Annotated in this window: 11 protein-coding genes; 5 read left to right on the top strand and 6 right to left on the bottom strand. The window is 67.2% G+C overall.

What is annotated here, in order from left to right; translation table 11 throughout:
* Positions 1-14: 14 nt before the first annotated feature.
* Positions 15-1,211 (bottom strand): efflux RND transporter periplasmic adaptor subunit, encoded by a 1,197-nt coding sequence (locus AVE30378_RS11515; RefSeq protein WP_165360154.1) that lies wholly within the window; start codon positions 1,209-1,211, stop codon positions 15-17.
* A gap of 376 nt (positions 1,212-1,587) precedes the next feature.
* Here AVE30378_RS11515 and AVE30378_RS11510 point away from each other — a divergent pair, with 376 nt between their 5' ends.
* The 4 genes from AVE30378_RS11510 (at position 1,588) to AVE30378_RS11495 (ending at position 5,729) form a co-directional block, all read left to right on the top strand.
* Positions 1,588-2,655, top strand: a complete 1,068-nt coding sequence (locus AVE30378_RS11510; RefSeq protein ID WP_129240989.1) for a LysR family transcriptional regulator — start codon at positions 1,588-1,590, stop codon at positions 2,653-2,655.
* 151 nt (positions 2,656-2,806) lie between these two features.
* Entirely contained in the window at positions 2,807-3,895 is a 1,089-nt protein-coding gene (locus AVE30378_RS11505) for an AI-2E family transporter (protein WP_129240988.1), read from the top strand.
* Between the two features lie 114 nt (positions 3,896-4,009).
* Entirely contained in the window at positions 4,010-4,786 is a 777-nt protein-coding gene (locus AVE30378_RS11500) for a phytanoyl-CoA dioxygenase family protein (protein WP_129240987.1), read from the top strand.
* Between the two features lie 115 nt (positions 4,787-4,901).
* On the top strand, positions 4,902-5,729 hold the full coding sequence (locus tag AVE30378_RS11495; protein WP_129240986.1) for an IclR family transcriptional regulator: 828 nt from the start codon (positions 4,902-4,904) through the stop codon (positions 5,727-5,729).
* 927 nt (positions 5,730-6,656) lie between these two features.
* On the opposite strand, the gene dapA is transcribed toward AVE30378_RS11495, so the two are convergent.
* The 5 genes from dapA to AVE30378_RS11470 are packed head-to-tail and all read right to left on the bottom strand — an operon-like array spanning position 6,657 to position 13,016.
* A complete protein-coding gene (dapA, locus tag AVE30378_RS11490) occupies positions 6,657-7,562 on the bottom strand; it encodes a 4-hydroxy-tetrahydrodipicolinate synthase (protein WP_129240985.1) in 906 nt (301 codons plus the stop codon).
* A gap of 33 nt (positions 7,563-7,595) precedes the next feature.
* Positions 7,596-9,371 (bottom strand): ABC transporter permease subunit, encoded by a 1,776-nt coding sequence (locus AVE30378_RS11485; protein ID WP_129240984.1) that lies wholly within the window; start codon positions 9,369-9,371, stop codon positions 7,596-7,598.
* 4 nt (positions 9,372-9,375) lie between these two features.
* Entirely contained in the window at positions 9,376-10,455 is a 1,080-nt protein-coding gene (locus tag AVE30378_RS11480; protein ID WP_129240983.1) for an ABC transporter ATP-binding protein, read from the bottom strand.
* A gap of 20 nt (positions 10,456-10,475) precedes the next feature.
* Positions 10,476-11,558: an ABC transporter substrate-binding protein gene (locus AVE30378_RS11475; RefSeq protein ID WP_129240982.1), complete on the bottom strand. Its 1,083-nt coding sequence runs from the start codon at positions 11,556-11,558 to the stop codon at positions 10,476-10,478.
* 30 nt (positions 11,559-11,588) lie between these two features.
* Positions 11,589-13,016 (bottom strand): FAD-binding oxidoreductase, encoded by a 1,428-nt coding sequence (locus AVE30378_RS11470; protein WP_129240981.1) that lies wholly within the window; start codon positions 13,014-13,016, stop codon positions 11,589-11,591.
* 291 nt (positions 13,017-13,307) lie between these two features.
* Here AVE30378_RS11470 and AVE30378_RS11465 point away from each other — a divergent pair, with 291 nt between their 5' ends.
* Entirely contained in the window at positions 13,308-14,441 is a 1,134-nt protein-coding gene (locus AVE30378_RS11465) for an alpha-hydroxy acid oxidase (RefSeq protein WP_129240980.1), read from the top strand.
* The last annotated feature ends 19 nt before the right edge of the window (positions 14,442-14,460 follow it).

The raw sequence follows: 14,460 nt of genomic DNA, 5'->3' as shown, positions 1-14,460 counted from the left end.
GTTCTCGTTGCGGATCAGTTCAGCGCGGCCGAGGCGGTCTTGACCGGATTGCGCTGCGCGGCAACCATCGGGACGACGGTGGGGGCCACGGCATCGCCCGGGCGGATGCGCTGCAGGCCGTTGACGACGATGCGCTCGCCGGCGGCGAGGCCGGAGTCGACCACGCGCAGCCCTTCCTGGTTCGCGCCCAGCCTGATCTGGCGGTACACGGCGTGGTTCTTGTCGTCCAGCACCAGCACGTAGCGCTTGTCCTGGTCGGTGCCGATGGCGCGTTCATCGATCAGCACGGCTTCGCGGGGGGCGCTGCCGCCCAGGCGGACGCGGGCGTACAGCCCGGGCAGGAGCGAGCCGTCGGCGTTGTCGAATTCGGCGCGCACGCGGATGGTGCCGGAAGTGGCGTCCAGGCGGTTGTCCACCGATTGCACGAAGCCCGTGCGGGAGTAGCCTTCTTCGTTCGCCAGGCCCAGTTCGACCGGAACGGCGCCGCTGCGGTCGTTGCGGGCCGGATTCACGTAGCGCAGGAAGGTCTGCTCGTCCACGTCGAACGACGCGTACATCTTGGACACTGAGACCAGGGTGGTCAGCGGCACCGACGCGGCGCCGGCGGCCACCACGTTGCCCACCGTGACCTCGGCGCGCGAGACGCGGCCGGCGACGGGCGCTTCGATGCGCGTGTAGCCCAGGTTCAGCCGGGCGTAGTCCAGCGCGGCCTGCGCGCCCTGGAGATTGGCGGCGGCTTCGCGGGCCGCGTTCTGCTTTTCCTCGAAGTCGCGGCGGGCGATGGCGTTGTCGGTCAGCAGCCGCTGGCCGCGGGCCAGTTCGGTGGCGGTGTAGGAGGCGCGGGCCTTGGCCGCGGTGAGCGCGGCGGCGGCCCGGTCGACTTCGGCCGCGTAGGGGCGCGGGTCGATGGTGAAGAGCACGTCGCCCTTCTTGACGATGCTGCCGTCCTGGAAGTGCACGGCGGTCAGGGTGCCCGACACCAGGGGGCGGATGTCGACGCGGTCGATGGCTTCCAGGCGGCCGGAATAGCGCTGCCAGTCCACGATGGTCTTGTTCAGCACCTCGGCCACCTCGACCGGCGTCGCCGCGGGGGCGCTTTGCGCCTGGGCGGCGTTGGCCACGGCGGGGGTGCGGAAGAGGGCGTAACCGCCGCCGGCCGCGATGACGGCTGCGAAAACGGCGAGCACAGCAATACGATGACGCGAAACCATGATGTTTCCTTGAGTGATGTCGGGACGGAAGCGCGCTTGGCCGGAGCCTGGGGGCGGAAGGCGGCTGCGGCGGCCGGGGGAATGCCGTTCCTCGGGGGCCGGTATGTTGCGACGCAGCATCCAATGCGGTCGCCTATTCCAGGCAAAGGCGCCTTGGCGGGGCGGGTCTTTGCGGTGGCCGGACTCTGAGGATTGACATGCCCCTTGGGGTCGCCGGGCGGCAAGGGCACTTCAAGATGGTTTGAATTTTGAGTGTTTTACGGGGGCGGATAAACCCGTACATTCCGGCAACACTAGTCGATGAAAACGACTAATCCGCGCCGGAATCGGGTTATGCTCCTTCCACACTGACTTATTCCCCAAGGACACCGTCGCCATGGACCGTTTTCAGGCTATGCAGGTGTTTGTGCGCGTTGTGGACGCCAACAGCTTCACCCGGGCGGCCGACAGCCTCTCGCTTCCGCGCACCACCGTCACCACCATCATCCAGAATCTCGAACGCCTGCTGGGCGTGCGCCTGCTCAACCGCACCACGCGCCGCATCGGCCTGACGCCCGACGGCGCCGGGTATTACCAGCACTGCGTGCGCATCCTCGCGGACGTGGAAGAAACCGAGGCCTGCTTCCAGGAAGCGGCCCTGCGCCTGAAGGGCCGGCTGCGCATCGACGTGCCGACCAGCATCGGGCGGCTGATCCTGATTCCCGCATTGTGCGATTTCCACGACAAGTACCCCGACGTGGAACTCGTGCTGGGCCTGGGCGACCGTCCGGTGGACATGGTGCAGGAGGCCGTGGACTGCGTGATCCGCGCCGGCGACCTGGAGGATTCCAGCCTGGTCGCGCGCCGCATCGGCACCTTGCAGACCGTGACCTGCGCGTCTCCCCCCTACGTGGCGCGCCACGGCATGCCGCAGACCATCGAGGCGCTGCGCGACCACTACGCGGTGCACTACTTTTCCAGCCGCACGGGCCGCAATTGCGCCTGGGACTTCAACGTGGACGGCAAGCACCAGGAAGTGGACATGAAGGGCTCGGTGGCCGTGAACGAGGCCGGCGCCTACCTGGATTGCGGTCTCAAGGGTTTCGGCCTGATCCAGGTGCCGCGCTACATGGCGCTGCCGCACCTGCAATCGGGCGAGCTGATCGAAGTGCTGCCCCAATGGAAGCCCAGCCCCACGGCGATCTCGGTGCTGTATCCGCAAAGCCGGCAGCTCTCGCCCAAGGTGCGCGCCTTCACCGACTGGGTGGCGGAATTGTTCGCGGGCTGCCCGCTGCTGAGCGGCCGCGACGAAACCGACCCCGCCGCCGCCCACTGCGGCGTCTACGCGCGCAGCCAGGGCGCCCAGCCCGCCACGGTGGGGGCCGCCATGCCCAGCCCGGCGCTGCCCGGCATGCCGCCGCGGCGCCGCAGCGCGCGCGAAGAGGCGGCCGAATACGCGCTTTAACGATGGCGGGGCGGCGGACAAACCGTCCGCCGCCCCGGGAAACACGGGAAACCCCGTAGTAAATACAGCCCTTGTGTCCCTCGTATTCCGTGAAACGTCTGTATAGTCCGACAGTCAAAGCCTTACAACGCACTTACTGTCGATCCGCTCTATGCAGCCTGTACTTCCCGCCTATCTGATCGCCCGTTGGCTTTTGTTGCTCGTGTTGTTGGCGGGGGTGTATTTCCTTAGCGGCTTCCTGGTTCCCGCCCTGGCGGCGCTGATCATCGGCCTGGCCAGTTGGCCCCTGTACCAACGCCTGGTCGCGCGCTGCGGCGGCCGCACCGCGCTCGCCGCCTCATTGGCGTTGCTGGTGGTCGTGGTCGTGCTGATCGTGCCGATGTCGTTGGCGCTGTCCTACGCCATCAAGGAAGCCAGCGCCTTCTTCGCCTGGGCCATCGCGGCCAATCGCCACGGCGTGGGCGTGCCCGGCTGGATCACGTCCATGCCGGTGGTGGGCGAGCGCCTGGGCCAGTACTGGGAGTCCTACATCGGGCAGCCCCACGCGCTGGGCGCGCTGGTCGAGGCCGTCAGCGGCGAACACCTGGGCAATATCTACCGCATGGTCCTGGCGGCCACGGGCAACGTGTTCCAACTGTTGCTGACCGTGCTGTTCATGCTGATCACGCTGTTCTTCGTCTACAAGGACGGCATCCGCATGGTGGCCCAGTTGGACGTGCTGGGCGAACGCATCCTGCCGGCGCGCTGGCAGCGCTTCTCGCGCGTGGTGCCGGCCACCATCAACTCCACCGTCACCGGCATGGGCCTGATCGCGCTGGGCGAAGGCGTGGTGCTGGGCATCGCCTATTGGGTGGCGGGCGTGCCGTCGCCGGTGCTGCTTGGCGTGGTGACCGGCTTCATGGCCCTGATACCGGGCGGCGCGCCGCTGTCGTTCACCCTGGTGTCGCTGTACCTGATGGGGTCGGGCCACGTAGTGGCGGGCATCGCCCTGATGGTCTGGGGCAGCGTGGAACTCTTCATCGTCGACAAGACCCTGCGCCCGCGGCTGGTGGGCGGCCCCGTCAAACTGCCGTTCCTGCCGACCTTCTTCGGCCTGGTCGGGGGCGTGAAGACCATGGGCATCGTCGGCCTGTTCGTCGGCCCGGTGCTGATGGCCCTGCTGGTGGCGGTGTGGCGCGAATGGGTGCACCACGAAGTCCAGGAGCGCGACGCCGCCCGGGTGAATCCGCCGCCGGCCTGACGTCGGGCGGTTTTGGTAATCTAGCCATCCCCGCGTATGCCGGCGCCTGGCCGGCGCGCGCCTGCGCCGTTTGCAGACGCTTTGCAGCTTACGCCGCGGGGTGTGAGGATCGAGATGTCCGGGTTACCGCTAGATGATCAGATAGCCGTCCTGCGCGAGCAGGGGTTCGTGGTGCTGCGCCAATTCGCGGGCGCTGAACAGGTGGAGGCGCTGCGCGCCGTGGCCGAACGCCACTTGCGAGACCACGTGGCGCCCATTGAATACGAAGCCGACCTGCGCTATCCGGGCGCGCCCGAATCCCGCGCCGCCGAGGGCGGGCTTACCGTAAGGCGCCTTCTCAGCGCATACGCCCGCGACCCGCAGTTCGCGCGATGGGCCACCGACCCGCGCATCGGACAGTGGCTGGCGCGCTATTTCGGCGAAACGCCCGTGCTGTCCACGGTGCACCACAACTGTGTGATGACCAAGCATCCCGCCTACGGCAGCCTGACGGGCTGGCACCAGGACATCCGCTACTGGTCGTTCTCGGACACCGACCTGGTGTCCTGTTGGCTGGCACTGGGAACGGAGACGCGCGCCAACGGCGGGCTGTCGTTCATCCCGGGTTCGCACGCGGCGGCCTACGCGCCCGAGCAGTTCGACGAACAGAAATTCTTCCGCGACGACGCGCCCCGGAATGCCGAGTGGATCGCGCGCGCGGTCAGCCCCGAACTGCAGGCGGGAGACGCGGTGTTCTTCCATTGCCGCACCCTGCACGCGGCCCAGGGCAACCGCAGCGACCGCGTGAAGCTGTCGGTGGTGCACACCTATCATCCGGCGTCCTGCCATCCCGTGCCGGGCACGCGCTCGGCGTCGCAGCCGGGCGTGCCGCTGGACGGGGCGGCCGGATAGCGCTCAAATCAATTGGAATCTGCTATTAATAATTGAATTACAATTAATATTAGCGTACTGCGCATAGCCGCAGTTTCCCGCGCCGCATCCCCAGAACTCGAATAGGCTGTTTCCTGTGCGCAATCCACCCCTAGCCGACACGGAAAAAACGCAGGCGACGACCGAGACCCGGTCTTCGCTCTTCGTAGGCTCCACCGAAAAGGCCTTCCAGGTCCTGCATGCGTTCGATGGTCCGAAGCGGCACATGACCCTGGCCGACATCGCCCGCGCGTCGGGCCTGGACCGCAGCGCCACGCAGCGCCTGGTCTACACGCTGGAAACGCTGGGCTACCTGCGTCGCATCCCCGACACCCGCAATTACGGGCTGACGCCGAAGGTGCTGCAATTCTCGTACAACTACGTGCGCGCCAACGAACTCATCGACAAGGCCTCGCCGTATTTGCTGGACATCAGCCGCACGCTGGGCGAAACCACCAATCTGCAGGAACTGGACGGCCACGAAATCGTGTTCGTGGCGCGTTTTCCCGGGCATCACCTGGTCAACGTCGACATCGCCGTGGGCAGCCGGCTGCCGGCCTATTTCACGGCTTCGGGCACCGCGATCCTGTCGCGCCTGTCCGACGAACAGCGCCGCGAGATCCTGGCGCAGACGCGGCTGGAGGCGATCACGCCGTATACCGAAATCAATCCCGAAAAACTCCTGGAACGCGTGCGGCGGGTGGCGGAGAAGGGCTACGCGATCATCGTGAACGAGACGGTGCTGGGGGATATTTCGGTGGCGGCGCCGGTCATCGATCATCGGGGGCTGGCGGTGGCGGCGATCAATATCGCGGTGCCGACGACGCGGTGGACGGTGGCGAGGGTCGAGGCTGAGTTGGCGCCGCATGTGCAGGTGGCGGCGACTTCGATTTCGAAGTCGAAGTTTTCGGGGTATTCGAGGTAGGGGTTTGTGGGGGTTCTTCGTAGGACTTCTTCGTAGGGCTTCGTAGGTCGCCCGGCGGGGCGGGCGGCATGGACGCTCGCGCCCACGATTGCGGTCCGGAGCCTTCGCTCCGGACTTCCCCTTCGTCATCCTCGTTGTCGCCTTCGGCGACTGCCTTCGGATTCCCTCGGGCGCATCGAGGTTGCTCGCGCCCATGCCACCCGCCCCGCCGGGCTGCCGCCGTCTTGGCCTGAAGCGCTGCTGGACCTGTGTTCAAGGACGGGGTTTGCGTTGCCCGCTGCTTGCGGCCGCGCGGGCGGCCGCAAGCAGCATACGCGGGTTTGGGCGTCGGGGCGGTGTGCGCTTTCGCGAGTGCAGGGAGCGGTTTGCTAATGACGCCGCAGTCGGTTTTGGGGGGGCGGTGATGGGTGGCGCGCGGTGACGGGCTGCTTGCGCATGCAGACTCGGACGCGCGCGCCACCCATCCGGCGCCGGGGTTCAAGTGGCGAATGCTGCGGCAGATGTCTGACGTTCTGCCTCAGGTGCCTCAGGTGTCAGACACCCCACGGCAAGGCGCTACAGGCTTGAAGCAATGCGTCCGGGTGTCTGACACCCATCATGGCGGGCACGTCTTCTCGCTGGGGTGTCAGACACCCGGCAATACCTCATCAAGCGTACCGTCATCTCGTACGGGTGTCTGACACCTGACATGACGGTATGCCTCCGGTGCCAGACGTTATGCCTCAGACGCCTCAGGTGTCAGACACCCCACGGCAAGGCGCTACAGGCTTGAAGCAATGCATTGGGGTGTCTGACACCCATCATGGCGGGCACGTCTTCTCGCAGGGGTGTCAGACACCCGGCAACACCTCATCAAGCGTGCCGTCATCTCGTACGGGTGTCTGACACCTGACACAGAACAGCGCGCAGCGAATTCCAATCCAGGCCTCAAGCCACCCCTTCGAACTCCTTGAGCAAAGGAATCAATTCCGCCCGCAACGCAGCCTGCAAGCCGTCGGCGGGCGCCACCAGGGGATCGAGCACCTCGGGCGCGTCCACGCCGATCAGATCCATCACCGACTTCATCGGCCCTGGATTCGTCTCCGCAAACGCCAGGTTCATCAAGGGAATCAGCCGGCGGTGCAGTTCCATCGACTCCCGCGTGCGTCCCTCGGACGCCAGTTCGTAGACCTTGCGCCAGGCCGTGGGCAGCAGGCTTGCCGTCACCACGATGCCGCCGCGCGCGCCGGCGGCCAGGTGCACGGGCAGCAGCGTGTCTTCGCCGCTGAACACCGCGAACGATTCGTCCACGCCCGCCACGGTGCGCAGGAAGTGGTACATGTCCGTATTGCAGGCTTTCATGCCGATGATGTTCTCGTGGCGCGACAGCTCGTGCAGGATCTCCGGCGCGATCGCGATGCGGGTGCGGTACGGGATCTCGTAGATCATCACGGGCAGCGGCGAGGCGTCGGCGTAGCGCAGGAAGTACTCGCGGATGCCGGCCTGCGTGGGCGTCGTGTAATAGGGCGTCAGCACCATCAGGGCGTCCGCGCCGGCGTCGGCGAATTCCTGGCCGGCCTGGAGGGCGTCGTGGAAGCCGGGGTCCAGCACGCCGGGGATCACCGGCACCTGGCCCCGCACCGCGTCCACCGTCAGCTTGCACATGCGGATGCGCTCGGCGCGCGCCAGCGCGCCGTATTCGCCGGTGCCGCCCAGCGGCACGATGCCGTCGATGCCCCGCTTGAGTAGGTAGGCGATGAGGGCCTGCGCGGCCGGGACGTTGATGGTGTCGTCGGCGTTGACGGGAGTCGGAATGGCGGGGAAGACACCGCGCAGTCGGGTTGCGTTCAGCATGAAACTTATCCTTAGAGGTGAAACAAGCGCGGATCAGCCGGCCAGGCTGCGGCGGCGCAGCCGGTCGGCCAGCCAGATCAGCGCGGCAATGAAGATGAAAAGGCAGGTGGAGACGGCGGCGATCACCGGAGATATCTGCAAGGTCACTTCGTCCCAGAACTGTTTGGGCAGGGTGGCGTTCAGGCCGCCCGAGGCGAACAGCGCGATGGTCAGCTCGTCGAACGATGTGGCGAACGCGAACAGGAACGACGACATCAGTCCCGCGCCCAGGATCGGGAAGGTCACGAAGCGCAGCGTGGACCACGGGCCGGCGCCCAGGCTTTGCGCCGCCAGGTCCAGCCGCGTGTCGTAGTTGCGCAGCACCGCCATCATGGTGATCACCACATAGGGCACCGCCACGACCGTGTGCGCCAGGATCAGGCCGATCATCGAACCCACCAGGCCGACCCGGGCGAAGAAATAGAACATGCCCACGGCGATGATCATGCGCGGCACCACGATGGGTGACAGCACGAAGGCCAGCATGGCCGACTTGCCGCGCAGGTTGGCGCGCACCAGCAGGAAGGCGGCCGGCGTGCCGATCAGCATGGCCAGCAGGCCCGTGCCCACGCCGACGATGAGCGAGCGCGTGATCGCCTGCATCCACACGGGCGAGGTGAACATCTGCTCGTACCATTGCAGCGAGAAACCCTTGGGCGGCCAGGTCAGGCCCGAGCCGGAATCGAACGACAGCGGGATCATCAGGAAGGCGGGGGCGGACAGGAAGGCCAGCACCAGCAGCACGATCCACCACAGCGTGCGGGACTGCCCGGTGCCCGACACCGAGCGCCGCAGGCGCTTGGGCAGCAGGGAGAACAGACGGTCCGAGATCCCGGCCAGCAGCGTCAGCACGGCATCGCCGGCGCGGCGGCCCAGGCCTTCCTTGCCGGAGGCGCGCGCCCGGGTGGAGGCGGCGCCCGTCATGGTGGACAGCCCCAGCACCTTGTCGTAGATGGCGAAGACGACCAGCACCACCACCAGCAGCAGCACCGATACCGCGCCGGCGAACTCCCAGTTCATGGTTTGCTGCACCTGGTCGATGATGATCTGCGTGATCATCGTCTCTTTGCGTCCGCCCAGCAGCGCGGGCGTGATGAAGAAGCCGATGGCGGTCACGAACACCATGATGGCCGCGGCGGCCACGCCGGGCATCGACAAGGGGAAATAGATCTTCCAGAACGCCGTGCCGGGGCGGGCGCCGAGGGTGGAGGCGGCCCGGGGCAGGTTGCGGTCGATGTTCTCCATGACCGACAGCATCGTCAGCACGGCCAGCGGCATCAGCGCATGCACCATGCCCACCAGCACGCTGCCGAAGTTGTAGAGCAGGTTGGCCGGCGCATCCAGGATGCCCAGCGCCTGCAGCAACTGGTTCACCACGCCGTTGCGGCCCAGCAGCACCACCCAGGCGAAGGTGCGCACCAGGAAGCTGGTCCAGAAGGACAGCAGCACCCAGAACAGCAGCGAGGTCTTGCGCCGGGCCGACAGGCTGGAAATCAGGTATGCGACGGGGTAGCCGGCGACCACGGAGAAGAACGTCGTCCAGAGCGAGATCTTCAGCGTGATCAGCAGCACGTTCACGTACACGGCCGATTCGAACAACCGGTGGTACTGCGTCAGCGAGAAACCCTGGTCGCCGAAAACGCTCAACAGCAGCAACTGGCCCACCGGGTAGACGAGCAGCACCAGCAGCAGCACGACCAGCGGCGCCGCCATCAGGAAATGGCGGCGGCCCTGGCTCATGCGCCTGCGGGGAGTGGCTAGGGTCGTCATGCGATCACTCCGAGATGGCCACGGCGTCGGCGGCCTGCCAACTGACGACCAGCGGCTGGCCGATGGCGTATTGCTCGGCCTGGCGCTGCGTGGGGTAGGCGACGACGATGGGTTCGGCGTCCGCCACGCCGCTGTCCAGGTACAGCTTGGTCAGGCTGCCGGTGACCATCACGTCCAGCAGCCTGCCGGTCAGGCCCGCGCCGGACGTGCCGACGCGCAGGTTCTGCGGGCGCAGCATCACGGTGACCTTCTGGCCCGCCTTGATGGGCGCGCCGTTGGACAGGGCCTGTCCGGTCACGCCCTGGTGGGCCAGCCTGACCGACAGGACGTCCCCGTCGACCGACGCGACTTCGGCTTTCAGCAGGTTCGATTCGCCCAGGAAGTCGGCCACGAACAGGGTGCGCGGGCGGAAATACAGGTCCGCCGGCGTGCCCAGTTGTTCGATCGCGCCGCCGTTCATCAGGCAGATGCGGTCGGACATGGTCATCGCCTCTTCCTGGTCGTGCGTCACGTAGACGATGGTCGTGCCCAGTTCGCGGTGGATGCGCTTGATCTCCAACTGCATCTGGTCGCGCAGCTTCTTGTCCAGGGCGCCCAGCGGCTCGTCCATCAGGATGATCGCGGGGCGGTAGACCATGCAGCGGGCCAGCGCGATGCGCTGCTGCTGCCCGCCGGACAACTCGCGGGGAAGGCGCGCCGCCACGTGCGGCAGGCGCACCATCTCCAGCGCTTCCATCGCGCGGCGGCGGGCCTCGGCCGCCGGCACCTTGCGCATCTTAAGCGGGAACACGATGTTCTCCTCGATGCTCATGTGCGGGAACAGCGCGTAGTTCTGGAACACCATGCCGATGTCGCGTTCGTACGGCGCGCCGTGGGTCACGTCGGCGCCGTCGATCAGCACGCGGCCTTCATCGGGCTGGGCCAGCCCCGCGATCAGGCTCAGCAGGGTGGTCTTGCCCGAGCCGGACGGCCCCAGCAAGGTCAGGAATTCGCCGCGCGCGACGTCCAGGTGGGTGGGCGCGAGGGCGACGAAGTCCCCGTAGCGTTTGCCCAGGCCCGAGATTTGCAGATTGGAGGAAGACATGGTGTTCGACTAGAAAGGAATTACTTCAGGACCCAGCCGTTGAAGCGCTCGAGCACGTCGCGCTGCTTTTCCAGCCAGTAGGCGGCGTTGATGTGCAGGCCCGTCTTGATGTTGTCGGGATGGGTCGGGCAGTTGCGGGCCACGTCGGCCTTGATGTAGTCGAAGGCGGCGGGCTGGGTGACGCCGGCGGCGAAGTACTCGACCAGCGCGGCCTGGCGTTTCGGGTCGGAGGCGAACTTGATGAATTCGCGGCAGGCGTCGGCGTTCGGCGTGCCCTTGAGGATGGACCAGTTGTCGCAGCCCCAGATGTTCTGGTCCCACACGATCTGCACCGGCGCGCCGTTGGCGATCGCGGACTGCGCGCGCGATACCCAGGTGGCGATCATGTCGACCTCGCCGGATCCCAGCATCTGCTCGACCTGCGCGCCGGTGTTCCACCACACATCGACCGCCGGCTTGATCTTGTCCAGGCTGGCCAGCGCGCGGTCGATGTCGCAGGGGTAGACCTTGTCGGCCGGCACGCCGTCGGCCATCAGCGCTTCCTCGATGGTGTCGAACGGGTGCTTGCGCAGGCCGCGGCGGCCGGGGATGTTCTTCACGTCCCAGAAGTCCGCCCACGAGGCCGGGGCGCGGCGGCCCTTGAAGGCGTCCGTGCGGTAGGCCAGGACCGTGCTGTAGACGTTGTTGCCGACGCCATAGGGCGACATGTACTGCTTGGGAATGGTGGCCACCACGGGATCGGATTCGAGGCCGTGCTTTTCCAGGTACACCTTGCCGCCTTCGGTCAGCATCAGGATGGCGGGCTGGCTGATCTTGGCCATGTCCCAGGTGTAGTTGCCGGTGTCCACCATGCTGCGGATCTGCGCGGTGGGTTCGGCGTTGGCCTGCACGCCCACCACCTGGATGCCGGTGGCTTCCGTGAACGGCTTGTAGAACACGGCGCCGTAGGCCTTGCTGTAGATGCCGCCGTCGTCGCGCACGACGATGCGCTTGGAGGCCGCGCGCGACGGCGTCCAGATCATGGGCATGGCCAGCGCGGCCGCGCCGGCGGCCACGGTCTTGAGCGCGTTGCGGCGCGAGGCGTTATGGGAGGTCGGTTTCATGGAGGGCTCCTACGGTTCGAGGACGACGGCTCAAGGCAGCAAGCGGCCGGGGTTGAAAAGATGGTCGGGGTCGAAGGCCTGTTTCACGGCGCGCATCATCGCCAGTTCGACCGGCGATTTGTAGTGCGCCATTTCGGCGAGCGAGCTGCGGCCCACGCCGTGTTCCGCGCTGAACGTGCCGCCCAGCGCGTCGGCCACGTCATTGACGACGCGTCGGAGGGAAGCGGCCATGGCGTCGCGGCCGGGCAGGGCGTTCCAGGCATCGAAGGTGAAGAACGGAATGAAATGCACGTTGCCGTCGCCCAGGTGCGCCACGATCAGCACGGGCAGGCCGGGCACCAGCCGGCGCACGGCCTGCGTGGCTTCGTCGATGAAGCGCGGCACGGCGGACACGGGCACCGCCGTGTCGGTGGTGAGGCCGACGCCGGCCTTCTTGTTGCCTTCGGACACGCTGTGGCGCACTTCCCAGAGCGCGGCGCGCTGCGCGCCGCTGTTCGCGACGACGGCGTCGCGCAGCAGGCCCCGTTCGAATGCCTGTTCCAGGATCCGTTGCAGCAGGTCCTGAAGCGCGGCGTCGTCGCCGGTGTCGGACAGTTCCACCAGCACGTGCCAGGGATGGGCGTCCGCCAGCGGGTTCTTGCGGCCCGGCACGTGCGCCATCACTACGTCCAACTGGTTGCTGTCGATCATTTCGAAGGCCGACAGGCGCGAACCGCAGGCGCACTGGAACAGGCCCAGGATGTCCAGCGCGGCCTGCGGGCTCTCGGGCGCCAGCCAGGCCACGGCGTGCGCGGTGGGCAGGGGATGCAGCTTGAGCACGGCGGCCGTGACGATGCCCATCGTGCCTTCGGCCCCGATGAACAGATGCTTGAGGTCGTAGCCCGTGTTGTTCTTGCGCAGCGCGGTCAGGCCGTTCCAGATGGCGCCGTCGGGCAGCACCACTTCCAGGCCCAGGACGTTGTCGCGCGTGTTGCCGTAGCGCAGCACGCCGGTGCCGCCGGCATTGGTGGCGATGGTGCCGCCGATCTGGCATGAACCCTCCGCGCCCAGGCTGACCGGATACAGCCGGCCTTCGACGGCGGCCGCCTCCTGCACCGCGGCCAGGACGCAGCCGGCCTCGACTTCCATGGAATTGTTGGCGGCGTCCACGCGGCGGATCCGGCGCATGCGGGACAGGTTCACGATGACGGGCGGCCGGCCCTCGGCCGCCGGCACCGCGCCGCCGCACAGGCTGGTGTTGCCGCCCTGCGGCAGCACGGGTGTGCCATGTTCACGGCACAGGCGCACGATTTCCGACACCTGCCGCGTGTCGCCCGGCAGCGCGACGCACAACGCCGGCCCCTTGTACCGGCCCCGCCAATCTTCGGTGTAGCCGGCCAGGTCGGCCTCGGAATGAAGGATGGCGTCCGCGCCCAGGGCCTGGGCCAGCGCGTCTAGCAGGGTGATGCCGTTGGTCATGTCTGTGGTCCCCGATTGAGCCTGGGATCGCTAGAGCCCCAAGCGCTTTGGGCACAGCATACGATTACTTAAATTGCTTTTCGATTTAAGTAATCTCAATGAGATTGAATTTAGGGTATGTCCTAGGCCTATGCGGGGGGCGCTTCCCGTATCCCGCCCGCTCCGGCAGTGGATGCGCAGGCCCTGGAGCGTATCTGTATTGCGGTTTTTAAAATAATCGAAATACAATCATATTGATCTATATACAATTTTTATAAGGCACCGACAAGCCATGGGAAACAAGGAAGGGACATGCTGCCCAGCGTGATGGATTACCGGCGGCGCGCGCAACGGCGCCTGCCCCGGCTGGCGTTCGATTACCTCGAGGGTGGCGCCGAGGACGGCGTTGCCATGGCGCGCAATACATCGGCGTACTCGGCGCTGGAATTCCGTCCCGAGGTGCTGGTGGACGTTTCCGAGTGCAGGCTGGAGGTGCCGCTGTTGGGCGCCACGGCGGCCATGCCCGCGGTCGTGGGGCCTACCGGCCTGAACGGCCTGTTCTGGCCCGAGGCGGACATCCACCTGGCGCGCGCGGCGCACAAGGCCGGCCTGCCGTTCGTGCTGTCGACCGCGTCCACGTCCCTGCTGGAAGACGTGCGCGCGGCCACTCCCGGCGAACTCTGGCTGCAGCTTTACGTGCAGCGCGACCGCCGCATCGCGGAACACTTGATGGACCGTGCCTGGCAGAACGGCTACACGGTGCTTTTCTTGACCGTGGACGTGCCGGTGCACGGCAACCGCGACCACGACAAGCGCAACGGCTTCAAACTGCCCTTGCGGCCCTCGCGCCGCCTGCTGCTGGACCTGGCCGCGCATCCGGGCTGGTGCTGGCGCATGCTGCGCCATGGCGGGCCGCAACTGAAGAACCTGGCGGTCAGTTCCAACGCGCGCGAAAACATCACCGAACAGGCTTCGGCGCTGAGCCGCCAGATGGACCTGGCCCTGACCTGGAGCGACGTGGCATGGCTGCGCCGCGCCTGGCGGGGGCGCATCGTCATCAAGGGCATCCAGGGGCTGGCCGACGCGCGCCGCGCGCATGCGCACGGCGTCGACGGCATCGTCCTGTCCAACCACGGCGGCCGCCAGCTCGAAAGCGCGCCTTGCCCGCTGGAAATCCTGCCGGAGGTGGCGGCGGAACTGGGGCGGTCGCTGGAGATCCTGGTGGACGGCGGAGTGCGCCGCGGCAGCGATATCGCGAAGGCGGCGGCGCTGGGCGCGCGCGCCGTGCTGCTGGGCCGCGCGCCCTTGTACGGGCTGGCGGGCCGGGGCCCGGCCGGCGCGCACGAGGTGCTGGCCATCCTGCGCACCGAACTCGAAAACACACTCAGGCTGCTGGGCCGCAACCGCGTCGCCGCGCTGGACGCGGCCGTGGTGCGGCGGCGCTGATCCCTACTGCACTCCTCAC

The sequence above is a fragment of the Achromobacter veterisilvae genome, from assembly GCF_900496975.1.
Lineage (GTDB): Bacteria > Pseudomonadota > Gammaproteobacteria > Burkholderiales > Burkholderiaceae_B > Achromobacter > Achromobacter veterisilvae.
Note: the sequence above shows the minus strand (reverse complement) of the source record. Positions and strands in the feature narration are given on the sequence as shown.

Coding starts and splice junctions, on each gene's coding strand:
- AVE30378_RS11515 (WP_165360154.1), bottom strand. CDS start 1,211: ATGGTTTCGCGTCATCGTATTGCTGTGCTCGCCGTTTTCGCAGCCGTC.
- AVE30378_RS11510 (WP_129240989.1), top strand. CDS start 1,588: ATGGACCGTTTTCAGGCTATGCAGGTGTTTGTGCGCGTTGTGGACGCC.
- AVE30378_RS11505 (WP_129240988.1), top strand. CDS start 2,807: ATGCAGCCTGTACTTCCCGCCTATCTGATCGCCCGTTGGCTTTTGTTG.
- AVE30378_RS11500 (WP_129240987.1), top strand. CDS start 4,010: ATGTCCGGGTTACCGCTAGATGATCAGATAGCCGTCCTGCGCGAGCAG.
- dapA (WP_129240985.1), bottom strand. CDS start 7,562: ATGCTGAACGCAACCCGACTGCGCGGTGTCTTCCCCGCCATTCCGACT.
- AVE30378_RS11485 (WP_129240984.1), bottom strand. CDS start 9,371: ATGACGACCCTAGCCACTCCCCGCAGGCGCATGAGCCAGGGCCGCCGC.
- AVE30378_RS11480 (WP_129240983.1), bottom strand. CDS start 10,455: ATGTCTTCCTCCAATCTGCAAATCTCGGGCCTGGGCAAACGCTACGGG.
- AVE30378_RS11475 (WP_129240982.1), bottom strand. CDS start 11,558: ATGAAACCGACCTCCCATAACGCCTCGCGCCGCAACGCGCTCAAGACC.
- AVE30378_RS11470 (WP_129240981.1), bottom strand. CDS start 13,016: ATGACCAACGGCATCACCCTGCTAGACGCGCTGGCCCAGGCCCTGGGC.
- AVE30378_RS11465 (WP_129240980.1), top strand. CDS start 13,308: ATGCTGCCCAGCGTGATGGATTACCGGCGGCGCGCGCAACGGCGCCTG.